20 protein-coding genes are annotated in these 22,031 nt (G+C 67.9%); 8 read left to right on the forward strand and 12 right to left on the reverse strand.

Annotated features, from left to right (window positions below; genetic code table 11):
• Positions 1 to 93: 93 nt before the first annotated feature.
• Positions 94 to 1,269 carry a sensor histidine kinase gene (locus tag QSU92_RS04925; protein WP_289265066.1) on the forward strand — a complete coding sequence of 392 codons (1,176 nt, stop codon included), beginning with the start codon at positions 94 to 96 and terminating at the stop codon, positions 1,267 to 1,269.
• Entirely contained in the window at positions 1,266 to 1,946 is a 681-nt protein-coding gene (locus tag QSU92_RS04930; protein WP_289265067.1) for a response regulator, read from the forward strand. The genes QSU92_RS04925 and QSU92_RS04930 overlap by 4 nt, the downstream gene beginning before the upstream one ends.
• Before the next feature lie 19 nt (positions 1,947 to 1,965).
• Here the strand turns inward: QSU92_RS04930 and QSU92_RS04935 are convergent, their stop codons facing one another.
• Together QSU92_RS04935 and QSU92_RS04940 are read right to left on the reverse strand one after the other, a co-directional pair.
• Complete coding sequence (locus tag QSU92_RS04935) at positions 1,966 to 2,949, reverse strand: squalene cyclase (RefSeq protein WP_289265068.1); 984 nt, start codon at positions 2,947 to 2,949, stop codon at positions 1,966 to 1,968.
• A 44-nt stretch (positions 2,950 to 2,993) separates the two neighbouring features.
• Positions 2,994 to 3,278 (reverse strand): hypothetical protein, encoded by a 285-nt coding sequence (locus QSU92_RS04940; RefSeq protein ID WP_289265069.1) that lies wholly within the window; start codon positions 3,276 to 3,278, stop codon positions 2,994 to 2,996.
• A gap of 81 nt (positions 3,279 to 3,359) precedes the next feature.
• On the opposite strand from QSU92_RS04940, the gene QSU92_RS04945 reads away from it, so the two are divergent.
• Genes QSU92_RS04945 through QSU92_RS04960 form a run of 4 tightly spaced genes read left to right on the forward strand, consistent with a single transcriptional unit; the run spans position 3,360 to position 7,622 of the window.
• Complete coding sequence (locus QSU92_RS04945; RefSeq protein ID WP_289265070.1) at positions 3,360 to 4,628, forward strand: MFS transporter; 1,269 nt, start codon at positions 3,360 to 3,362, stop codon at positions 4,626 to 4,628.
• 38 nt (positions 4,629 to 4,666) lie between these two features.
• Positions 4,667 to 5,785 (forward strand): LolA family protein, encoded by a 1,119-nt coding sequence (locus QSU92_RS04950; protein WP_289265071.1) that lies wholly within the window; start codon positions 4,667 to 4,669, stop codon positions 5,783 to 5,785.
• 9 nt (positions 5,786 to 5,794) lie between these two features.
• A complete protein-coding gene (locus QSU92_RS04955; protein WP_289265072.1) occupies positions 5,795 to 6,772 on the forward strand; it encodes an ABC transporter ATP-binding protein in 978 nt (325 codons plus the stop codon).
• Positions 6,759 to 7,622 carry an ABC transporter permease gene (locus tag QSU92_RS04960; RefSeq protein WP_422880414.1) on the forward strand — a complete coding sequence of 288 codons (864 nt, stop codon included), beginning with the start codon at positions 6,759 to 6,761 and terminating at the stop codon, positions 7,620 to 7,622. The genes QSU92_RS04955 and QSU92_RS04960 overlap by 14 nt, the downstream gene beginning before the upstream one ends.
• Positions 7,623 to 8,011: 389 nt before the next feature.
• On the opposite strand, the gene QSU92_RS04965 is transcribed toward QSU92_RS04960, so the two are convergent.
• The 4 genes from QSU92_RS04965 to QSU92_RS04980 form a co-directional block, all read right to left on the reverse strand.
• Positions 8,012 to 8,971, reverse strand: a complete 960-nt coding sequence (locus QSU92_RS04965; protein WP_289265073.1) for an endonuclease/exonuclease/phosphatase family protein — start codon at positions 8,969 to 8,971, stop codon at positions 8,012 to 8,014.
• Between the two features lie 63 nt (positions 8,972 to 9,034).
• Entirely contained in the window at positions 9,035 to 10,690 is a 1,656-nt protein-coding gene (locus tag QSU92_RS04970; RefSeq protein WP_289265074.1) for an alpha-amylase family protein, read from the reverse strand.
• Positions 10,687 to 11,652, reverse strand: a complete 966-nt coding sequence (locus tag QSU92_RS04975; protein ID WP_289265075.1) for a TIGR03885 family FMN-dependent LLM class oxidoreductase — start codon at positions 11,650 to 11,652, stop codon at positions 10,687 to 10,689. Before QSU92_RS04975 ends, QSU92_RS04970 begins: the two co-directional genes overlap by 4 nt.
• A gap of 81 nt (positions 11,653 to 11,733) precedes the next feature.
• Positions 11,734 to 13,542 (reverse strand): DUF2207 domain-containing protein, encoded by a 1,809-nt coding sequence (locus QSU92_RS04980; protein WP_289265076.1) that lies wholly within the window; start codon positions 13,540 to 13,542, stop codon positions 11,734 to 11,736.
• A gap of 48 nt (positions 13,543 to 13,590) precedes the next feature.
• Here QSU92_RS04980 and QSU92_RS04985 point away from each other — a divergent pair, with 48 nt between their 5' ends.
• The gene (locus QSU92_RS04985) at positions 13,591 to 14,034 is read left to right on the forward strand and encodes a MarR family winged helix-turn-helix transcriptional regulator (protein WP_289265077.1); all 444 of its coding nucleotides are present in this window, start codon (positions 13,591 to 13,593) and stop codon (positions 14,032 to 14,034) included.
• 45 nt (positions 14,035 to 14,079) lie between these two features.
• Here the strand turns inward: QSU92_RS04985 and QSU92_RS04990 are convergent, their stop codons facing one another.
• The 6 genes from QSU92_RS04990 to QSU92_RS05015 form a co-directional block, all read right to left on the reverse strand.
• Positions 14,080 to 14,553: an Hsp20/alpha crystallin family protein gene (locus QSU92_RS04990; protein WP_289265078.1), complete on the reverse strand. Its 474-nt coding sequence runs from the start codon at positions 14,551 to 14,553 to the stop codon at positions 14,080 to 14,082.
• 86 nt (positions 14,554 to 14,639) lie between these two features.
• On the reverse strand, positions 14,640 to 15,629 hold the full coding sequence (locus tag QSU92_RS04995; RefSeq protein WP_289265079.1) for a substrate-binding domain-containing protein: 990 nt from the start codon (positions 15,627 to 15,629) through the stop codon (positions 14,640 to 14,642).
• A gap of 96 nt (positions 15,630 to 15,725) precedes the next feature.
• A complete protein-coding gene (gene arfA / locus QSU92_RS05000) occupies positions 15,726 to 17,240 on the reverse strand; it encodes an arabinosylfuranosidase ArfA (RefSeq protein ID WP_289265080.1) in 1,515 nt (504 codons plus the stop codon).
• A gap of 54 nt (positions 17,241 to 17,294) precedes the next feature.
• Positions 17,295 to 18,224: a carbohydrate ABC transporter permease gene (locus QSU92_RS05005; RefSeq protein ID WP_289265081.1), complete on the reverse strand. Its 930-nt coding sequence runs from the start codon at positions 18,222 to 18,224 to the stop codon at positions 17,295 to 17,297.
• Positions 18,221 to 19,168 (reverse strand): carbohydrate ABC transporter permease, encoded by a 948-nt coding sequence (locus QSU92_RS05010; protein ID WP_289265082.1) that lies wholly within the window; start codon positions 19,166 to 19,168, stop codon positions 18,221 to 18,223. Before QSU92_RS05010 ends, QSU92_RS05005 begins: the two co-directional genes overlap by 4 nt.
• A 72-nt stretch (positions 19,169 to 19,240) precedes the next feature.
• Positions 19,241 to 20,617 (reverse strand): ABC transporter substrate-binding protein, encoded by a 1,377-nt coding sequence (locus QSU92_RS05015; protein WP_289265083.1) that lies wholly within the window; start codon positions 20,615 to 20,617, stop codon positions 19,241 to 19,243.
• A gap of 268 nt (positions 20,618 to 20,885) precedes the next feature.
• Here QSU92_RS05015 and QSU92_RS05020 point away from each other — a divergent pair, with 268 nt between their 5' ends.
• Entirely contained in the window at positions 20,886 to 21,929 is a 1,044-nt protein-coding gene (locus QSU92_RS05020; RefSeq protein WP_289265084.1) for a LacI family DNA-binding transcriptional regulator, read from the forward strand.
• The last annotated feature ends 102 nt before the right edge of the window (positions 21,930 to 22,031 follow it).

A 22,031-nucleotide genomic window follows, 5' to 3' on the forward strand; every position in this document is an offset into this window, starting at 1 on the left:
GCCGCTCGTCGCTCACGACGTCCACCCCGGTCGACGCTGAATAGCGACTTTCGTCGCTGTCGGTTGCGCACACCGGGCCCCTACGATCGAGCCGTGACATCAGCGCCCGACCACAGCCCGCCCCAGGCGGCGGGGTGGCGCCGGTGGACGACGCCTCTCGATCTTGCGATCGCCGGAGGCATCGGAGTGTGGGCCATCCTCGAGGCACTCCTCGTGCCATCGAACTCGCCGCTCGCGCAGCTGGCTTTCGCGGTGGCGATCTCGGCGCCACTCATCGTTCGGCGGCGGTTCTCGGGGGCAGTGCTGCTCGTCGTCGCGGCAGCCTTCGTCCTGCACGCCGCAACCGCTGGGGCAGATGCGACGTTCAACCCATTCCCGAGCCTTCTCGTGGCCACCTTCACCGTCGCCGAGCGCATCGACCGCTGGTCGCTCGCCGCCCTTCTCGGACTCGTGCCGATCGCCGCCATGCTCGGAGCAGAAGAGCTGGGCTACTTCGGTTCGCCAGGTATCGAGTTGGCGGGCACCCTCTTTCTCATCTTCTTCGTCGGCGCCACCTGGGCGGCGGGGCGGATCGTACGGTTGCGGTCCCTGTCCGCACAGAACTCCGCTGCCGGTGCCGCTCAGCGGGCGGCTGACGCAGCAGCATCCGAACGGCGGCGGATCGCCCGGGAACTGCACGACATCGTCGCGCACTCCCTTTCGATCGTGGCCCTGCAAGCCGCCGCAGCGGAGCGGTTCGTCGACCGTGACTCGGCTCGGGCGCGTGTGCACCTGGACCACACGCGGCGCACCGCGCAGAGCGCGCTGGACGAGATGCGGCACCTCCTCGAGGTGCTGCGCGAGGACGAGCCCTCCTACGAGCCGCAGCCGGGCCTATCGAAGGTGCCGGACCTGATATCCGAAACCGAAGCAGCAGGTCATCCCTGCCGACTGCGGATCCGCACGTCCGAACACGGCGACGAGTTGTCAGACGGCATCGCGCTGACTGTCTACCGCCTTGTACAGGAGGCGCTGACCAACGCGCGCCGCCACGCTGCGGGCTCCGCGATCGACGTATCGGTCGACTGCTCGGATCGCTCCGCCGAGGTCACGGTGGTCAATGGACCGGCGACGAGCCGGTCATCGACCGGCGTCACTGCAGGCAGCAGAAACGGTCTCGCCGGCATGCGCGAGCGGGTACGGCTCTACGGTGGGCGGTTCGACGCGGGCTCCACGGCCGATGGCGGATGGCGCGTGCACGCGACGCTCCCTTTCGGGGATGTGGAATGAGAGAGACATCGTTCGCAGCGGTCAGGTCGCCCCGCATCATGGTCGCCGACGACCACGCGTTGGTGCGGTCAGGGATCATCGCGCTGCTCGAAGCCGCCGAGCTCGAGGTGGTCGGTGAGGCCGGCACAGGCGAGGAAGCAGTGGCGGTGGCGCAGCGCATCGAGCCCGATGTTGTGCTGATGGACATCCGAATGCCGGGAATGGACGGCATCGAGGCAACGGCCGCATTGACCGAGACGCCCGATCCGCCCCGTGTTCTCGTCCTCACCACCTTCGACCTGGACGAGTACGTCTACCGCGCGCTGCAGGCGGGGGCGTCGGGGTTCCTGCTGAAGGACGCACCCCCGGACCGCCTCGTCGACGCCGTTCGGACCGTCGCCACAGGGGAAGCACTGCTTGCTCCCACCGTCACGCGACGATTGATCGAAAGATACCTGTCGTCGCCGGCGCAACCGGTGCCCGGGCCGACCGACCTCACGCCGCGTGAGACGGAGATCTGGCTCTTGATCGCGCGTGGCCTGTCGAACATGGAGATCGGACGTGAGCTCTTCCTCAGCGAGGCGACGGTGAAGGCCCACGTCACGCGCCTGCTCGCCAAGCTGGGAGTCCGCGATCGCGTTCAAGCGGTCGTCGTGGCCTATGAGACCGGGACGGTTCGGGCCGGCGGGAAGAGCTGACCGTCGAGGTCAGCCCTCCTCACGCGACGTCGACCTCGTGCGCCGCGTCCCACCATTCCAGCACCCGGGTGCCGATCAACGTCAGCCACGGAGACGGCTCACCCTCCGGCACATCCATGTGGAACCACACCCTTCCGGGCAGACGGCGTGACTGGATCCACGTGCCGTCCGGCTGGCGCTGGTCGCGGACGACCTCGATGGCCTCGGCGAGGCGTTCGTCAGGCGGGAGGCCGTCGTACTCCGCGGCATCGCGGAAGTAGTCGAGCGCCGCGAGGGCACTGTAGACGTGACGGTTCGGATAGAGGAAGTGGGTGGCGAAAGGCGCGACCGGCTCACCGGTCGACGCACGGTACAGGAGCTTCCTAGAAAGGAGGTACTCCTCGCCGGTACGGCGCACCTCGGTGAGCGTGCCGTCGCCGGTCAGCCGTTGATAGGCGAGGAGGCCGCGCAAAGCGTTCAGTGTGGAGTGGAACGACGACCGCACCGAATCGCCCTCCTCGGCCTCGCAGTTCCATCCGCCGTCGGCCAGGCGGTGCTCACGGAACCACTCCGCGAGTCCGGACATGTCCACGCCCAGCCAGGCCCCGTTGGCAAGGGTGAAGGAGTTGATGCACACATCCACTTCGCCGCCCCAGTAGGGCAGGTCGTCGTACTCCCAGCGACTGTTCTGCGCGAGCTTCTCCGCCGTGTCGCCGAGCGCCTCGGCGGGCACGCCGAAGTCGCGCAGGTCCTTCAGGGTCCACGTCGTGGCATTCCAGGGCTGACCCGGCTGCTGCGCCTCCTCGCTGTCGAAGTACCCCGCGGGGAAGTACGCACCGCCCGCCCACTGCCCGTCGGAGTCCTGCTTCGACAGCAGGAGCGCACCCCACCCCTCGCGAGGCACGCGCGCCCGAGTGCCCTGCCAGATCTCGGGCGGCGCGTGCGCGACATCCTTCTCCACCTGCCACCGCAGAGCGGGGTCGGTGTCGAGCATCCAGGCCAGCGTGCGTTCGTCGATCGCCATGCAAGGGACGGTAGTACCCGGGTCGGACATCCGAAAGCGATGATTCAGTCGCCGACTTCGATCACGATCGTCTTCGCGTCGGCGATGACGCCCGGCCCCCTGTCGGGAGTGGGGGCGGGAATCGGGATCTGCTGCTCGGTCTCCCACGCCAACCGGGCATCGTGAGCCGCCGGGTGGAAGAGTTCGTCGAGGCCGAGGAGGCCACCGGAGGACGGAGCGGAGCCGTCGGATTCGTCGCGACGCCGGAGCGAGGCGACGCCCACGGCGACGAAGATGACGGGAATGCCCAGCACGAGCACGACGGTTCCCCAGCCCAGGACGTCAGTCATGCGAACCAGGCTAGAAGAGGGCGCCCCCGCTCCGCGTCCCCCGAAAGGATGACATTCGGGGGCACCGCCTAGTCTGTGGGGATGCGCGACGGAGCCGGTCGGGACGGCGAGATCCTGCGGCTCCGACCCTTCGCCTACTTCTGGAGCGCGTCCACCCTCCGGGCGGTCGGCGGCGCGATGGCGACCGTCGCGTTCCAAGTCATCATCGTCACCCTCCTCGAGGCGACACCGGCACAGATCAGCATCCTCAGCGCCCTCAGCGTCGTTCCCTATCTCTTCCTGGGCCTCATCGTGGGTGCGCTCATGGATCGATGGCGGAGACAGCGCACCCTCGTCCTCACCAGCATCGGACGGGTCATCGCGTTCGCGGTCGTCGCCGTTCTGCTTCTCACCGACGCGCTCGACTTCTGGTCCCTCGCGGCGGTGACTCTCGCCCTCGGAGTGCTGACGCTGTTCGCCGATTCCGCCGCCCAGCCGCTCCTCCCCCGGATCGTTCCGCGCCGCTCTCTCGTTCACGCCAACGCCCGCCTCGCGCAGAGCGAGACCGTCGCGGGAACGGCAGGCCCGGCCCTCGGCGGCCTGCTCCTGAACCTCGTCGGACCGACCATCCTGTTCACCGTCGAGGCGATCATCAACGCGATCGCCGCGCTGCTGCAATCCCGCATCGCGATCACCGAGCCACGCAGCACCCCCCGCCCCCGGGGACGACACGTCGGCCACGACATCGTCGACGGCACGCGCTACACCTACCGGCATCGCACGCTGCGCCCGCTCGCGATCTCGATTCACATGTGGTTCCTCGCCAACAGCATCGTCACCACCGTGCTCGCGGTCTACGTCCTGCGCGAGCTCGGGCTTCCCTCCTGGGCGTTCGGCATCGCCCTCGCCGCAGGAGGGGTCGGCGGCTTCGCCGGTGCTCTGATCGCACCGCGCGTCGGGGCACGCCTGGGTGCGGGCCGCGCCATCTTCCTCGGACGCACGCTCGTCGCCATCCCCTGGCTCGTCCTCGCCCTGGCACCGCTGACCGCCGCCAGCGGCACCGGCCCCGTGCTCGTCGTCGTCGGTGCCGTCCAGCTTCTCTACGGCCTCGGCATGGGACTCGAAGACGCGAACGACATCTCCTATCGTCAGGCCGTCGCCCCTGACGGCATCCAGGGACGGATGAACTCGACGATCCGCACGATGAACCGCGTCGTCTTCTTCGTCGGAGCGCTCGTCGCCGGCATCCTGATGACCTGGCTCGGATACCAGGCCACGATCGGCGTGGCCGCCGTCATCTTCGCCGCCGCGGCGCTCGTGGTCGTGGTCTCGCCGCTGCGCGACGCGCGGCATCCTGAGGGTTCGCCGTGACCCGGGTCGGGATACCGCGACCGGCGTAGCCTGGTCGCATGAACCCCGGCCCGCGTGCACGCGTTCGTCCCGTGATCTGGACCTCTGTCGCCGCCGTGCCGCTGCTCGCGAGTGCCGCGATCGCGGTGCCGATGGCCGCCAATGGCGCCGTCGATCTTCCGGACAAGACCCCGCAAGAGCTCATCGCCTTCGCGGGGGAGAGCGACGTCGAGGCGCTCAGCGGCACGATCGAGCAGCGGTCGGAGCTCGGTCTGCCCGATCTCGGCGCCCTCACCGGATCGACGGGAGGCTCCCGCGGTGCATCATCAGCACAGCTCGACGACCTGATCTCGCTCGTCACGGGCTCGCACACCGCGAAGGTCTATCTCGACGGCGACAGCGCACGCCTGCAGGTGCTCGATCAACTCGGCGAGCGCAATGTCTACGTCGACGGCGCGGCCGACGAGGTCTGGTACGTCGACAGTGAGAGCCAGTCGGCGACGAAGCTGGTGCTGCCGGGCGAAGAGGATCTTCGGGATGCCTACGGAGAGGACATCGCACCGACCGAAGCCGGCGACTCCCTGCCGACCCCCGACGGCATGCTCGAAGAGGCCCTCGCACGCCTCGACGACAGCACGGAGGTGACCGTGGGCACCGACGCGCGGGTCGCCGGACGTGAGGTGTACGAGCTCATCCTGACCCCGCGCACCGACGACACTCTGGTCGACGACGTGCGGTTCGCCATCGATGGCGAGACCGGCGTCGCCCTGGCGGCATCCGTCAGCGCGCGGGGCGCCACCGAGCCCGCCTTCCGCATCGCCTTCACGCAGGTGGATTTCTCGGCTCCCGACGCGAGCGTCTTCGCCTTGGAACCCGGCGCCGACATCGCGGTCACCGAGAAGGACGTGCCCCTCCCCGCCAAGGGCGAGGGGGATGGCCCGCCGACGGAGGATGCAACGGCTCCGCGCGTCATCGGTGAAGGCTGGTCGGCCGTCGTCGAACTGCCCAACCCGGGGCCCGATGCCGAGCAGCAGGCGATGCTCGACAGCGTCACCACCGTCGTGGAGGGCGGCCGGGTGCTGCAGACCTCGCTGGTGAGCGTGATAATCGCCGATGACGGGCGCATCCTCGTCGGCGCCGTGCCGACGCAGCGCCTGGTCGACATCGCCGGACTCTGACACGCGCCGGTGACAGTCCGTCCTGACGAGATCCGAGCCGCAGAGCCGGCCATCGAGACCCGCGGTCTCACCAAGCGCTTCGGCTCCCAGGTCGCGGTCGACGGAGTCGATGTGACCGTTCCTCGCGGCTCGGTCTTCGGCTTCCTCGGGCCGAACGGGTCGGGGAAGACGACGACGATCCGGATGCTGCTGGGGCTCATCCGCCCGAGCGGCGGTCAGGTGACGGTGCTGGGAGAAGCGATGCCGCGCTCACTCGACAGCGTCCTGCCGCGGGTGGGCGCCCTTGTCGAGGGCCCCGCGTTCTCGCCTTTCCTCACGGGTGAGCAGAATCTCCGTCGCTTCGACGCAGCCGATCGGCACTCGCCTTGGCGCACGCGGCGGCAGCGCGTCGCGACCGCGCTCGACCGAGTCGGACTGTCGCACGCGGCGACGAAGAAGGCCCACGCGTATTCGCTCGGCATGAAGCAGCGCTTGGGCCTTGCGAGCGCCCTCCTCATGCCCCGTGACCTGCTCGTGCTGGATGAACCGACGAACGGTCTCGACCCGCAGGGGACCCGCGAAGTGCGGGCGCTGATCCGCTCGTTCGCCGCCGACGGCACGACCGTCTTCGTTTCCAGCCACCTGCTCGCCGAAGTGGAGCAGCTGTGCACGCACGTCGGCGTGATGAGCGGTGGTCGCCTCGTCGCCCAGGGCACGCTCGATGACTTCCGGCGCTCGGGTGCGCGGACGCGGGTGCAGGTGCGTACCCCCGACCTCGAATCCGCTCGGACCGTGCTCACCTCTCTCGGCGTCGAGACGGATGCTCCGGATGCGGCATCCGAACGTGACACCGCAACCGGGCTGCTGCCGGAAACAGCCTCACCCGAAGCGATCGTGGCGGCTCTGGTCGGAGCCGGCGTCCGCGTGCGGGGATTCGCCATCCTGACGGAAAGCCTCGAGCAGCGCTTCGTGGAGCTCACCGGAGAGGGCTTCGATGTCGTCGCGTGAGTCCACGTTCGGCTGGTCGTCGACCCCCGGAAGGTGGGGCACACTGCAGCTGCTCGGCAATGAGCTGTCGATCCAGTTCCGGCGGTGGCGGACCTGGGCCATGCTCGGAGCGCTGGCGCTCATCCCCCTCCTCCTCGGCGTCGCCATCCGGTTCTTCGGCGGCTCGGATCCAGGCCGTGGCCCCGCATTCCTGGATCAGATCACCGGCAATGGGCTGTTCGTCGGGCTCGCCGCCCTCACCGTGGCCATCCCGCTCTTCCTCCCGCTGACCGTCAGCGTCACGGCGGGGGACGCTCTCGCCGGCGAGGCGAGCCACGGGACGCTGCGCTATCTCCTGATCGCACCGGCCGGCCGCATGCGCCTGCTCCTGGTCAAGTACCTCAGCGCCGCCGTGTTCTGCGCCGCCGCCACCCTCACCGTGGTGGCCGTCGGGTCGATCGTCGGCGCGGTCCTCTTCCCGATCGGGCCGGTCACGCTCCTGTCGGGGGCCCAGGTGTCGATCGGCGAGGGGCTGTGGCGACTCCTCGCGATCGGCGTGTACGTATCGATATCGCTCATCGGGCTGTCGGCGATCGGCCTTTTCCTCTCGACGCTGACCACGGTGCCGATCGGCGCGATGGCCGCGACGGCGATTCTCGCTGTCGCTGCACAGATCGTCGGCGCGATCCCCCAGCTCGACGCACTGCACCCCTGGCTCTTCACCGACCGATGGCTGGACTTCGGCGACCTGTTGCGCTCACCCATCGTTTGGGATTCGTTCGCCGCCAACGCGCTCTTGCAGGCCGGATACGTCGTGGTGTTCGGGGCCGCGGCGGTGGCGCGGTTCGCGACCAAAGACGTGCTGTCCTAGAGCCGTGCGTTGATCGGTCACAAAAAGGTAACGGCGAGCCCTTCCCTTCCGTTACCTCTCCGTTATAGAGTGCTCGCACGGTAGTTGTTTTGCTGTGGCAGCTACCGACATGTGATTGCAGGACACTCTTGGTGCAAGGGACAAGGGCCGGTCGGGAGCCTCACCGACCGGCCCTTACTCTGTCCCGGTCCGCGTGCACGTTATGCATCGCCTGAGAATCACGAAAAGGTAACGGCGAGCCCTTCCCTTCCGTTACCTTCCCGTTATAGAGTGCTCGCACGGTAGTTGTTTTGCTGTGGCAGCTACCGACATGTGATTGCAGGACACTCTTGGTGCAAGGGACAAGGGCCGGTCGGGAGCCTCTCCGACCGGCCCTTACTTGCGCCGGTTCACGACGAGCAGATCCCCCAGCTTCCGATCACGCCTCGGTGGTCGGACCCCGGGATGGAGAAGCTGGCCCACCCGGTCGGCACCGCGCCGCGCGCGAGCACGTGATCGATCGCCGTGAATGCCGGCACGGGCCTCTCCTGCGGCCACGTCGGCCACGGAATCGGTCCGGCCGCCTCGGCCGCGCTCCGCAGCGGTGACGCGAGCTGCCGGAACCCGGGGTGGGCATACGACGCGTTCAGGTCCCCGGCGACGATGAGCAGCTCATCCGGTGTGTCACGAATCCAGCGGTCCAGATCGCCGATCGCCGTCCGCCAGTCGACCGGCTGACCCACCGGAGGCGGTGGATGCACCGCAGCCACCTGGACCTCTTCGCCGCCGGGCAGCGTCGCGACCGCCGTGACCTGATCGAAGACGCTCCCCGAGATGTCCTGTTCATCGTGGAGCGGGAACGCCGACAGGATGACGCTGCCCCTCACCCCACCCTCACTCGTCTCACGGGTGCGATGCGGCAGCGCCTCGGCGAGTCCGCGCTCGTTCAGGACGGCGGCGATGTGCGCTTCGTCCGTCTCGACGAGGGCGACGATGTCGGCGTCGGCCTCAGCGATGCGCGCGGCGAGCCGGGCCGGGTCGGCGCCGGCGAACTTCGCGTTGAATGCGATGACCGTCACCGTGGAGTCCGCCGCGCAGTCCGATCCGGTGCGCAGCGGAGTGAGGGCGGGAAGTCCCGCCAGCACACCGCCGATGACGAGGATGACGGCTGCCGCCGAGGCCCGGAAGAACAGCGGAACCACAGCGAGGACGACGAGAGCGACAGCGCCCACGGGGACGAGCGCCTGCGCGACCGGGATAAACCCCCCGGCGAGGACGTCGACGTGGGGCAGCGCCACCGCCGCCCCGGCGATGAGGAGGGCGACGACCGTCCAGATCAGCCGCGACCGGCGCCGGCGTGCGGTTCTCACCACGCCACGCTAGCCGCGCGCCCCCGCGGATCTCGATCGCGTCGCTTCGTTCCCGGGATCTCCTCAGGAGACCCGTCCATCGCCCGGCCGCGAGACGCGCAGCCAGCGGAAGCCGTACGGCGCGACCTCCATCTCGATGCGCCCCTTCTCGTCCAACGGGATCCGGTCCGCTGCCAGCAGATCGACCAGCTGGGTCCCCTCCGGCTCACCCGGCAGGGCGAAGGAGATCGTCGCGGGCACATCGGCGAAGTTGTGCACGGCCACCATCGCCCCGACATCGGCCGCGAGTCTGTGAACCATGACCGCCGGCACGTCGTGCTCGATCACCTCGAGCGAACCCCAGCCGAGCTCCGGCGAGATGCGGTAGCGCGCGATGAGTCCACGAACGAAGTGCAGCAGCGAATCGCGGTCTTCGATCTGATCGGCGACGTTCACGTGCGTCGGCGCGTACCCGTCACCCGGCACAGCCGCAGGAAGACGCGAGGGCGCGGCATCCGAGAATCCTCCGTTCCGCTCCCCCGACCACTGCATCGGGGTCCGCACCGCCTCGCGGCTCTTGTCCTCGGCGTTCTCGCCCATGCCGATCTCCTCCCCGTAGAAGAGCACCGGGGTTCCGGGAAGGGTGAACAGCAGGCTGTAGGCCATGCGGATGCGACGGGGATCACCGCCGAGCATCGTCGGCAGCCGCCGAACGATGCCGCGTCCGTAGATCCGCTGGCTCTCGTCCGGCGCAAGCGCCTCGAAGACCTCCTGTCGCTCGTCCTCGCTCAGCTGATCGAGGGTCAGCTCGTCGTGGTTCCGCACGAAGTTGGCGAACTGCGCTTCGACCGGAAGGTCGGGCCGCGACTGCAGCGCCTCGATGAGAGGCGCAGGATCGTGGCGCACCAGCGACAGGTAGAGGCGCTGCATGGCGACGAAATCGAACTGCATGGTGAGCTCGTCGCCGTCCTCCCCGCCGAAGTACACGACCTGCTCGTCGTACGGCAGGTTGACCTCGCCCAGGAGTATCGCCTCGCTCGACCGCCGCTGCAGGAACTGTCGCACGTCCCGGAGGTACTGATGCGGGTCCGCCATCTCGGGGATCTCGAGCAGCGACGGCACGGCGTCGACCCGGAAGCCCGACACTCCGAGCTGCAGCCAGAAACCCACGGTCTTCGCGATCTCGTCGCGCACCTTCGGGTTGGCGATGTTCAGGTCGGGCTGGTGGGGGTAGAAGCTGTGGAGGTACCACTCCTCGGTCTTCTCCTCGTAGTTCCAGATGCCATCGGCCTCGCCTGGGAAGACGGGGTTCTTCTGCCCTTCGGGCGGAGGATCGCTTCGCCAGATGTAGAAGTCCCGGAACGGCGAGTTCTTGCTCCGCTTCGCCGCGAGGAACCAGGGGTGGCGATCGGAGGTGTGGTTGACGACGAGGTCGAGGATGACCCTCATGCCGCGGTCACGCGCGGTGCGCACGACCTCGACGAAGTCGCCGAACGACCCCAGCCGCGGATCGATCCCGTAGAAGTCGGCGACGTCGTAGCCGTCGTCCAGATCGGGAGTCGGGTAGATCGGCATCAACCACAGACAGGTCACACCGAGCTGCGCGAGGTAGTCGATCCGCGCCGCAAGTCCCTGCAGATCGCCGATCCCGTCGCCGTCGGAGTCGAAGTACGTCTCCACATCGAGGCAGTAGATGACTGCGCTCTTCCACCACAGGTCGCTGGTGTCGGTGATCCTCATACGAGCTCCCGGAGTCGAGGAAGGATGCCGCGCTCGGACGCAGCGAGGAAATCGACCTGGTCACGCCCGACGTGATGGAGGTAGACGCGGTCGAAGCCGATGTCGACGAGCTCGGCGATCCGCTCGGCGAGTGCCGCGGGGTCATGATCGACGAGCACCGCCTTTCGGAGCTCCGCCTCATCGGGCTCCCCGACGGCGCGATCGAAGTCTTCCGGCTGCTCGAAGTCCCACGCCTCGGGTGGTGACACCAGACCGTTCGGCCACTGGTCCTTCGCCAGTGCGATGGCCTCGGCGTCGGTCGCGGCGAAGCTCACGTGCACCTGCAGGACGAGGGGCCCTGCTCCGCCGCCCTCGCGGTACGCGTCGATGACGTCGCGCAGCACCTCTGGCGCCTGGGCGACCGTCGCGAAGCCGTCGGCCCACGACCCCGCCCACCGGGCGGTCTCCGTGCTCACCGCCGCCGCGAAGAAGGGAGGCGGCACCTCGGGCCTGGACCACACCCGCGCACGATCGACCCGGATGAGGCCGTCGTGCGTCACCTCGTCTCCTGCGAGCAGGCGCCGCATCACGGTGGCGCTCTCGAGGAGGCGGGCGTTGCGGACATCCTTCTCCGGCCACGGGTCACCGGTGACGTGCTCGTTCATCGCCTCCCCGCTGCCGAGCGCCGCCCAGAACCGGCCGGGGAACATCTCACCCAGTGTCGCGATCGCCTGCGCGTGCACCACCGGGTGGTAGCGCTGCCCGGGCGCGGTCACCACGCCGAAAGACAGTCGCGTGGTCGCGAGGGCGGCAGCCAGCCACGACCAGGCATACCCCGACTCGGCCTGCCGGACCCCCCACGGCGACAGATGGTCGGAGCACATGGCGGCGTCGAAGCCTGCGGCTTCGGCTTTCTGGACATCGCGCAGCAGCGCGCTCGGCGGAATCTGTTCGTGCGAGGCGTGGAATCCGATGACGACCATGACTCCACCGTGCCCGCCCCGGATGAGAAGAGGGAGGGGTTCCGCTTTGTCGCGCGATCGGGTAGGCCCCGCTGCGAAGGGTCAGACGCCGCCGCCTCCCCCTCCGCCCCCGCCGCCGCCGGCGGAGCCGCCCCCGCTCGACCCACCGGAGCTCGACGACGACGCCGCCGTGGCGGACAGGCTGCTGATCCCCACCGAGAACGCCGCGGCGTTGAACCCCGTTGTGCCGACGTACCAGCCGGGGGTGTCGTCGCCGTAGTAGATCGCGAGGTGCTGGGCCCACTCCTTCTCCTGGCCGAAGACCACCGCGTACGGGAGCAGGCGTTCATAGAGGTGGAGCATCTCACGCGGGTCGCCGGTATCGACCGGGCGTCGTTCGGCACCGGTCGGCGTCTGCAGCATGCGGATCCGATCGGCCTCCGCCCACTCGATGAAGATCTTCAGGCCGGCCAGGTGGTCGCGCACCTCGGCACCCGTCGCGCTGAGCGGCTGCGTCGACACGATGGCGATCGTGGCGACCGTGAGCCCCGAGCCGAGCACGATCGGGAGGATCGGCAGGAGGGGGTCGACCGATCCGGCCAGGGCGAACACGCCGAACAGGACGATCAGCACTCCGATCAGCAGAGACACGACGATCGGCCACGCCCTCACCCGCGCCGGGACGGTGCGGTACAGACCCCTGCTCTTCAGCTCCTTCCGCCCCGCGGCGAGGATCTTCTGGGCCGTGCGGGAGAAATGGGTGTCATTGCCGCCGAACTCGTAGATCTCGCCGGGTCGGAGGTCATCGTCGAAGAGGCCTTCCAGCAGCATCCGTCCATCGCGGTCGGCTCGGCTGGCGTCGACCAGTTCCGCCTGCAGCTTGGCACCGCCGAACCAGCGCTTCTCGCCTTCGAGGATCCGGATGCTGCCGACCACCGCCTGTTCGAGCACCTCGGCCGGGATCGCCTTCGCCGTCTTGCCGAGAAGCAGCGCGCTCTCGAGGGCGTCGATGCCGGGAGGCGGTGTGAACTCCGCGATGATCGTCGGTCGCCCCGGGGCGCCGCGCAGCGACCGGCGGTTGACCACGATCGCCGCACCGAGCATGCCGAGACCGGCGATGCCGGCCGCTCCCTGCGCCCACCCCCACCCCGACGCGAGATACGAGTCATCGAATCGGGCGAAGGTGCCCGTTTCGAATCCCACAGCGATCGTGAGCGTCTCGGTCGGCGCGAGATCCTGAGCGCCGGCGGTGACCACGGCGCCTTCCCCGCTGTCGGCCACCTCGATCGGACACGTGGTCTCGGCGCCGAACCCGCCGACGTAGCACGCCTGCGCACCGGTGAGCGCGCCGGCCAGCTCGGCCGGCACCACCAGCGTGGCCGTGACCTCGCCGAAGGGCTGGCGCCATCCGTTGCCGTTGACGTCCCAGTAGAACTCGTCGCTGGTGTCGGCGAAGACGTCGGTGACGTTTCGGAGCGTGTAGGTGAAGACGAACGTCTGGCGCCCCGAGAGGAAGCCGTCGGCACGAGAGGTGACGGTCATCCAGTCACCATCGGTCTCGACCTCGCTCGGCCGCGGGTCGCCCGCCTCATCGGTGACCGAGATCAGGTCGGGGAAGGTCGGCTGGCCGTTGTACTCGGCCGGGATGTCACGACGGATCCCGCGGTTCTGGTCTTCTGGGAAGACCGCCACGAACGTCTCGACGACGCGCAGGGTGCTGGTGTCGTCATCCTCACGGCCGAGGGTGTACTCGGCGTCCATGCTCTCGAAGACGAAGTCGTCGAGATTCCCTGACGCGACGACCGCATCGCTCGTCCCGGATGCGGGTGAGGAGACCGCGAGACCGGTGAGAACGGCGGCCCCGACCAGGGCCGCCAGCAGACGGGCGGCGATCCGACGCGTTCGCGGCATGCGCTCAGCCTAGATGGCGGCGTCGCCGCCACCGGATACCCTGTTGCCGTGAACGATCGTCGCCTGGCCGTCGAGGCGTGGGAAAGCCTTTTTCGTGCGCAGCATGAGCTCTTCGCCGACCTGGGCCGCGATTTCAGCGACGCGCCGCTGCAGCAGGGCGAGTACGACGTGCTGCTGACGGTGACCCGGGCACCTGATATGACCGCGCGACTGCGCGACATCACCCGGCTGATGCTGGTGAGTCAGCCCTCGGTCTCGCGCCTGGTCGATCGGATGGTCGCCCGGGGTTACGTCACCAAGTGCCCGGACCCCGATGATGGGCGTGGATCGCTCGTCCGGGCGACGGAGGCCGGCGCCCGCGCATTCCGCGACGTGGCACGGGTGCATGCCGCTCACATCGCCGAGCGGATGTCGGCGCTGAGCGAGGCCGAGCTCGCGCAGCTGCGCGAGCTGACCACCAAGCTCCGGATGCACGACACCCCCGTCGGGTGAGGACCCGACGGGGGCGTCGCGAGGTGCTCCGTCGACGGAAGCGGCCTACTGCTCGACAGGCTGCGGGTGATCTGCCGCACTCGAGGCGGACGCGCTCTCGTGCGCCTGCAGAACCTGCGCGCCGTTCTCGGTGGCGACCTCGATCTTGCGCGGCTTGGCCTTCTCGCTCACTGGGATGGTGACGCTGAGCACGCCGTTGCTGTAGCTCGCCGAGATGCGCTCTGTGTCGATGCCCTGGCCGAGGTTCAACTGGCGTACGAAGCTGGCGGCCTCGCGCTCGCGCGTGATCCACTTCACGCCGTCACCGGCGCTGAGGGTGCGCTCCGCGCGGATGGTCAGCAGCTGACCGTCCACGTCGATGTCGACCGAGCCGGGGTCGATGCCGGGCAGGTCGGCGGTCAGCACGTAGTGGTCGCCATCGCGATAGAGGTCCATCGGCATACGGCGCGGGCCGCGACGTGCGTCGAAGAAGCTCGTCGCGAGACGGTCGAGGTCACGGAACGGGTCATACGTTGCCATGTTCGGTCTCCTTCACTGGACGAAATCCCTAACTTGAGTCTTCTTGACTCAAGTACATCGAGATTAGCACTCAGGAGTGGCGAGTGCTAAGTACCCCTGCGTTCGCCGTGAGCGAACGCGCTGGGCCGTCGAGAAGGCGGGGCGGTGGTTGCGCGGACGACGAGTGTCGTCGCGAGCTCCGAACGGGTGACCTCGGGAGGGTGACCATCGGCCAGACGGAGCACCAGACGCGTCGCCTCTTCAGCCATCTCGCGAACGGGCTGGTGGATCGTCGTGAGGTTCGGGCGTGCATTCGCCGCCGCTGTCAGATCGTCGAAGCCGATGATGGAGAGGTCTTCGGGCACGTCGACGCCGAGCAGGGCGGCTGCACGGAGGGCACCCAGCGCCTGCAGATCATTCGCCGCGAAGATCGCGGTCGGCGGTTCGGCTGACTCGAGGAGCAACCGGGCACTGTGCTCGCCGCCGAGACTGTCGTCATCGTCGAAGCGGACGAGGGAGTCGTCGAGATGGAGGCCGGCGGCGAGCATCGCCGAGCGGTAGCCGTCGACGCGGGCGAGGGATCGCATCATTCTCGAGGAGCCGGCGATGACGGCGATCCTGCGATGTCCGAGGTCGATGAGGTGACGTGTCGCCTCGACACCCCCGGCCCAGTTCGACACACCGACGGATGGCATTCCCGGAGCGGGGTCGCCGGCCGGATCGACGAGGACGAAAGGAATGCCTGCGGTGCGCAGTCGCCTCTGGGCGTCCGCCGCGATGGAGGAGAGGAGGAGGATGAGCCCCGCCGGCGCGCGACGCAGAACCGACCCCACCCATTTCTCGTCCGGCTCCCGCGGATCGCCGCTCATCGAAAGCGAGATCGCGAGCCCGACCTCGGCGGCGGCCTCGCGGACACCCTCGATCACTGCGAGAACCCACTCGCCCTCGAAATCCTGCAGAACGATCTCGATGTACTCCGATCGCCGGTGGCTGCGCCGGCGGCGGTAACCCCGCGCTCGCAGGTGCTCTTCTACGCGCTTCCGTGTATCCGTCGAGACGTCCGCCGCGCCGTTGAGCACCTTGGAGATCGTGGTCATCGAAACCCCGGCCTCAGCCGCGATCTCCCTCAGCGTGACACGCTGGCTCCCCGCCATGCCGCCCCCGTCGCCGACTCCGCGCTCATCCGACGATGTTCACTCAGCCGTGAGGACCGTCCAGGAGCAGGGCGGCAGAGTGACGGAGATGGCGCCGTCGGCGACCTTCACCGAGGAGTTGGTCTTCGGCGTCACCCGGTCGGGCTGCTCGCGCGTGTTCGCAGCGTGGATGTCGTCGTCGAAGATCGATGTCGCCGTCGCGGATGACACGGCACCTCCGAGCGCCGTGGAATCGAGGTCGAGAGTGACCTCGTCCGTCAGACTGCGGTTGACGGCGAACACCGTGATCGCGCCCCTGTCAGGATCGATCGTCGCGACGGCGTCGACGATCGGCACCTCGCCGAACTTCGCCGTCTCGTAGGTCGGGCTGTCGAGCTTGAGCTCGAGGGCGACGCCGCGCGCGAGCTGCGAGGTCAGCGAGAAAGGATAGAACGTCGTCTGCCGCCATGCCGGACCGCCGGGTTCGGTCATGATCGGCGCGATGACGTTCACCAGCTGAGCGAGACTGGCCGACGTCACCCGGTCGGCGTGCCGGATGAGCGAGATCATGAGACTTCCGAAGACGACGGCGTCGAGCACGGTGTACCGGTCTTCGAGCAGTCTCGGTGCGACCGGCCAGTCCGCGACATCCGTGATCTTGTCGACCTCGTTGTAGCGCGACTGATACCAGACGTTCCACTCGTCGAAGGAGATGTTGATCGTCTTCTCGCTGCGCTGGATCGCTTTGACGTGGTCGGCGGTGGCGACGACCGCCTCGATGAAGCGGTCCATGTCGACGCCCGACGCCAGGAAGCTCGCCACGTCGTCCCCCTCGGGCTCGTAGTACGCGTGGCAGGAGATGTAGTCGACATTGTCGTACGTGTGCTCCAGGACCACGCGCTCCCACTCGCCGAACGTCGGCATCCCAGCACCCGAGCTGCCGCAGACCACGAGCTCGAGGTCGGGGTCGACCTGACGCATCGCGCGCGCGGTCGTCGCCGCGAGCTGCGCGTAGTTCTCCGCCGTGCTGTAGCCGAGCTGCCACGGACCGTCCATCTCGTTCCCGAGACACCACATGCGGATGTCGTGGGGTTCGGGATGCCCGTTGGCGGCGCGCTCGTCGGAGAGCCGGGTACCGGAGCGGTGGTTGGCGTACTCGAGCACGTCGAGAGCCTCCAGCACCCCGCGGGTGCCGAGGTTCACCGCGTACATCAGCTCGCCGTCGACCTTCTTCATCCACGATGCGAACTCATCGAGACCGATCTCGTTCGTCTCGGTCGAGTGCCACGCCAGGTCCAGACGGCGGGGCCGCTCCGCGCGGGGGCCGACACCGTCCTCCCACCGGTATCCCGAGACGAAGTTGCCCCCCGGGTAGCGGATCGTGGACACGCCGAGCTCTCGCACCAGGTCGATGACGTCGGTGCGGAAACCCTCCTCATCAGCCGAGGGATGACCCGGCTCGTAGATGCCGTCGTAGACGCACCGCCCGAGGTGCTCGACGAAAGAGCCGAACAGTCGTCGATTGACGGGGCCGACGGTGAAGTGAGGGTCGATGGTGAGGTGTGCGCGGATCATACTTCTCTTTCGGAAAGACGCGGGTTCAGCAGGACGTTCGGCGCGTGCCGGGGATCACTTGAGGCTTCCGATCGCGAGCCCGCCCCGCCAGTACCGCTGCAGGGTCAGGAACGCGATGATCAGCGGGATCACCGAGACGAGCGAGCCGAGGATGATGATGCTCCACAGGGTCTGGCCCCCGGCCGCGCCGTAGGACGAGGCCGTGGACTGCCACAGACCGATCCCGACCGTCACGGGGAACAGCCGGTTATCCGAGAGCATGACCAGCGGCAGGAAGTAGTTGTTCCACGACGCGACCACCGACAGCAGCAGCACCGTCACCATCGCCGGCCGCAGCAGCGGCAGGGCGACCGTCGCGAACGTACGGAACTCCCCCGCGCCGTCCACGCGCGCGGCGTCGAGCAGCTCGTCGGGCACGGCATCCCGCGCGTACACGCACATCAGATACACACCGAACGGGTTCAGCAGGGTCGGAAGGATCACCGCCCAGATCGTGTTCGTGAGTCCGGCTTCGGCGAACAGGACGAAGGTGGGGATGACCAGCGCGGTCGTGGGCACCATGACCGCGCCCAGGATGACGGCGAAGCCGAATCGGCGCCCCGCGAAACTGTACTTCGCGAAGCCGTACCCGGCGAGCACCGCGAGCACCGTCGCCCCGATGCCGCCCGCCAGGGCGTAAAGGGCGGAGTTGCCGAGCCAGCGGGCGTAGATGCCGCCGCTGTATGTGAACAGATCGGTGAAGTTCTGGACGTAGTCGATGTTGTCGCCGAACCACAGCGCACTTCCGCCGCCGAACAGGCTCGCGGCATCCTTCGAACTGTTGACGATCAGCCACCAGAACGGGATGAGGAAGTAGATCATCAGGAGGGCGAGGACGATGTTGAGCGGGATGCGACCGCCGACGCGTCGGGGATCGGATCGCCGTTCGACGAGCTTGCCCGAAGCGCGCCGCGTCTTCGGACGCTCGACCGGTGTGACGCTCATGAGATGAAGCTCCCTCGCTTGCGGGTCGCGAACAGGAAGATGTAGACGCAGATGAAGACCACGGCGCCCAGCGCGAACGAGATCGCGGAGCCGTAATTGTCGTTGGCCAGGGAGAAGGCCTGCTGGTATGCGTACATGTTCGGCGTGAAGTCATTGGGGATGGCTCCGGCCGCCAACTGCTGCAGGATCTTCGGCTCATTGAAGAACTGCAGCGTGCCGATGAGGGCGAAGACCAGGATGAGCAGGAGCGCCGGCGCGATGAGGGGGATCTTGATGCGCAGGACGATCTGCCACTGGGACGCCCCGTCGATACGGGCAGCCTCGTACAGCGTCGGGTCGATCCCCTGCAGCGCCGCGTAGAGGATGATCATGTAGTAGCCGGCCCACTGCCAGGTCACGATGTTGAGCAGGCCGTAGAAGATCAGGTTGCTGCTGAGGAAGTTCGGGGCCGACGCACCGAAAATTCCGAAGATCTCCGCGAGCGGACCGAAGTTGCTGCTGTAGAGGAACCCCCACATCAGCGCACCGATCACGGTGGGGATGGCGTAGGGCATGAAGATCATCAGACGCGAGAAGCGGGCGAACCGCGTCGTCATGATGTCGAGCATCAACGCCACCGCCAGCGAGACCGCCATCTGCAGCGGGATCAGCACCAGCGAGAAGCTGATGACGAACCACGATCCGCTGAGGAAGGACGGGTCGGTGAAGGCCTTGATGTAATTGTCGAAGAGGACGAACCGCTCCCCGCCGATCAGCGAGGACTGGAACATGCTCAGGTAGAACGCGAACCCGATCGGGAGAACGAGCAGCGCGAGGAAGACCACGGCGAACGGCCCGACGAAGAGCCACCCCATGAGGTTCTGTCGTGCGGCGGCCGAGCGGCGGCGTCCCTTCTTGTTGTGCGTGACGCTTTCGCGATCCGGTGTTGCGAGAGTGACGGTCATGATGTGCCTCCGGTGCGAGGGGTGCGGCGGGGGTCGGACCGCGCGAGCACGGTCCGACCCCCACCCGTCACCTCAATCGACGACGGTGAATCCCTGCTCTTCGGCGTAGGCCACGAGGTCGGCCTGGAGGGCGTCGGCCGCCTCGGAGCCGGTCGCGGATCCGTCGTTGATCCTCGCGAGCTGCTCGGTCAACGCGGAGTAGTAGTACTGCCCGATCGGCGTGTAGACCATGCCGGTGTAGGCGTTCGCAGCCGGGACGTACACATCCTTGTTGGCCTGCTGACCGTTGAAGAAGGGCACCTCGTAGTCCAGGAACTCCGGCGAGTCGAGCACGTCGACGTTCAGGGGGAAGATGATCTGCTCCTGCCAGCCCTGGTCGAGCGACGCCTGATCGGCGTAGACACCGAAGGCCACCTGGGCGGCGAGTTCGGGGTCGCTGGCCTGGCTGGTCACCGCGAATGCGGAACCGCCCCAGTTGATCGCGATGGGGTCGGCGGGATCCCACTGCGGCATCGGAGCGGTCGCCCAGACACCGGCGTCCGCGCCCTCACCGACGCCCGCGCCCTGCAGGTAGCCGGGAGCCCATGCGGCCGACAGGTAGGTGGCGTAGTCTCCGCCGATCACGCCGGAGATGTACTCCGGAGTGAACTGGTCCTGCGTGCCCACCAGGTCCTCCGAGACGAGGTTCGCCCAGTAGTCGAGCATCTCCTTGATACCCGGGTCGTCGAGGTTGATCGAGATCTCGCCCTCGTTCTCGGGGGTGTAGGTGAAGGGCTCGGCTCCCGTCTGGTACATCAGCGCCGTGACGAAGGCGGGCTGGTTCGCCGCGAAATCGGCGAAGTACGGTCCACCGGCGTCACGCACCGTACGCGCGGCCGCCTCGAACTCCTCCCACGTGGTGGGCGGAGTGACGCCGTACTCCTCGAAGATGTCGGTGCGGTAGATCATGCCCATGGGGCCACCGTCGATCGGAGCGCCGTAGATGCCGTCGCCGACGGAGACGTCCTGCCACGCGCCTTCACTGAAGTTGTCCTGAACCTCCTCGTAGCCGAGGTCCCGCAGGTCGACGAAGGCGCCCTGCACCTGGAAGCTCGGGATGCGGTCGGACTCGACCATCACGACGTCTGCGGCGCCACTGCCGGCGGAGACAGCGGTCTGAAGCCGCTCGTAGGCGGGACCGCCGGCACCGACGTTGGTCCAGCAGACCTGGACCTCGTCGTTGGCCTCGTTGAAGTTGTCGGCGACGTCTTCCATGTTGGGGTACCACGCCCACAGCGTGACCACGGGGAGGTCGGGCTTGGGGATGGTGTTCTCGCAGTTGCTGGCGCCGCCTCCGGCGTCTCCTCCGCCGCCGCCGTCGCCTCCGCCATCGCCTCCGTTCGAGCAGGCGGCGAGGCCGGTGGCGAGCGCGATCGTTGCCATGGCAGCAAGGACTGGCTTCGTCTTCACTGGGATTCCTTTCGGGGTTGCGGGACTTCTTCGTCGGTGCGCGACCGGCTCCACGCGGATGACACGTGCTGGCGTCATCGCCTTGGAGCACTACAACGTTGTATTCCAACGTTGCACAAACAATGGCACCATCCGCATGACGTGTCAAGATATCCGGAGAAGTTCCGGCACGCCCGACGGAACTTCCGCCGGCTCCGCACACCGATGGAGAGTCTCCTTCTCTCATGCGCAGGCCGTAAAGTACAGAAAACGGAAGGCAGGCTCGCCGGTGGGACCCACGATGCACGATGTCGCGCGAGTCGCCGGAGTGTCCATCAAGACCGTGTCGAACGTCATCAACGACTACCCGCACGTGCGACCAGGCACTCGGGACCGCGTGAACGACGCCATCCAGCAGCTCGACTATCGCCCCAACCTCTCCGCCCGGGGCCTGCGTTCGGGGCGCACCGGCGTCATCGGACTGGCAGTTCCATCCCTGCGCGAGAACTACTTCGCGGAGCTCGCAGACGCGGTGATCCGCGCGGCGGAGAAGCGCGGCCTCGGTGTCATGGTCGAGCAGACCGGTGGACAGCGTGATGCCGAGACGCGCGCCGTGTCCAGTAGTCGGCCACGATTCCTCGACGGCTTGCTGTTCAGCCCGGTGAGCCTCGGACAGGAGGATGTCTCGCTCCTGGCCGTCGACAGCCCCCTCGTCCTTCTCGGAGAGCGGATCTTCAACGGACCCACCGATCACGTCACGATGCACAACATGTCCTCGGCGCAGGCGGCGACGGAGCATCTCATCGAGATCGGCAGACGCCGCATCGCCCTCATCGGCGCCGACCCGCGCCACGGCGACGATGAGGCGAACTCGGCCAACCTCCGGCTCCGTGGGTACCGGCGCGCGCTGGAGCGAGCCGGTATACCGTTCGACCAGGATCTCGTCCGCCCCGCGGTGATGTCCGACTGGAACCGAGCCGGTGGCGCTGCCGCCACGCACCTCCTCGTCAAGGAGGGCGTTGACTTCGACGCCGTGTTCGCCCTCACGGACACTCTGGGGTTGGGCGTGCTCCGCGCTCTGGGAGAGGAAGGGCTCCGAGTGCCTGAAGACGTCGCCGTCATCGGATTCGACAACATCGACGAGAGCACGTACTCGATCCCCTCCATGTCGACCATCGATACCGGCCGCGACGAGATCGCCGCGATCGCCGTGGACCGGCTGATCGAGCGCATCAAGGAGAAGGGCGAGCGTCGTCCGCCCGAGACCTACAAGCCCGATTTCCGTGTCGTGCGGCGCGAGTCCACGGGCTTCGCGAGCATCGACCTCGGCTGAGGCACCCCTCCGATTCCACTGGAGGCGAAGCGTCAGGCTCTACAACGTCGTAATCTTCCTTTACAACGTCGTAAACGCGGTCTAGCGTGGGCCGCGTCGACT

This window comes from Microbacterium sp. ET2, from assembly GCF_030347395.1.
Taxonomy (GTDB): Bacteria; Actinomycetota; Actinomycetes; order Actinomycetales; family Microbacteriaceae; genus Microbacterium; species Microbacterium albipurpureum.

Excerpts from the sequence above, each read along its gene's own strand:
- QSU92_RS04950 (WP_289265071.1), top strand. The coding sequence starts at position 4,667 with ATGAACCCCGGCCCGCGTGCACGCGTTCGTCCCGTGATCTGGACCTCT.
- QSU92_RS05010 (WP_289265082.1), bottom strand. The coding sequence starts at position 19,168 with ATGACCGTCACTCTCGCAACACCGGATCGCGAAAGCGTCACGCACAAC.
- QSU92_RS05005 (WP_289265081.1), bottom strand. The coding sequence starts at position 18,224 with ATGAGCGTCACACCGGTCGAGCGTCCGAAGACGCGGCGCGCTTCGGGC.
- QSU92_RS04945 (WP_289265070.1), top strand. The coding sequence starts at position 3,360 with ATGCGCGACGGAGCCGGTCGGGACGGCGAGATCCTGCGGCTCCGACCC.
- QSU92_RS04940 (WP_289265069.1), bottom strand. The coding sequence starts at position 3,278 with ATGACTGACGTCCTGGGCTGGGGAACCGTCGTGCTCGTGCTGGGCATT.
- QSU92_RS04935 (WP_289265068.1), bottom strand. The coding sequence starts at position 2,949 with ATGGCGATCGACGAACGCACGCTGGCCTGGATGCTCGACACCGACCCC.
- QSU92_RS04960 (WP_422880414.1), top strand. The coding sequence starts at position 6,759 with ATGTCGTCGCGTGAGTCCACGTTCGGCTGGTCGTCGACCCCCGGAAGG.
- QSU92_RS04975 (WP_289265075.1), bottom strand. The coding sequence starts at position 11,652 with ATGGTCGTCATCGGATTCCACGCCTCGCACGAACAGATTCCGCCGAGC.
- QSU92_RS04995 (WP_289265079.1), bottom strand. The coding sequence starts at position 15,629 with ATGACCACGATCTCCAAGGTGCTCAACGGCGCGGCGGACGTCTCGACG.
- QSU92_RS04970 (WP_289265074.1), bottom strand. The coding sequence starts at position 10,690 with ATGAGGATCACCGACACCAGCGACCTGTGGTGGAAGAGCGCAGTCATC.
- QSU92_RS04990 (WP_289265078.1), bottom strand. The coding sequence starts at position 14,553 with ATGGCAACGTATGACCCGTTCCGTGACCTCGACCGTCTCGCGACGAGC.
- arfA (WP_289265080.1), bottom strand. The coding sequence starts at position 17,240 with ATGATCCGCGCACACCTCACCATCGACCCTCACTTCACCGTCGGCCCC.
- QSU92_RS04930 (WP_289265067.1), top strand. The coding sequence starts at position 1,266 with ATGAGAGAGACATCGTTCGCAGCGGTCAGGTCGCCCCGCATCATGGTC.
- QSU92_RS04980 (WP_289265076.1), bottom strand. The coding sequence starts at position 13,542 with ATGCCGCGAACGCGTCGGATCGCCGCCCGTCTGCTGGCGGCCCTGGTC.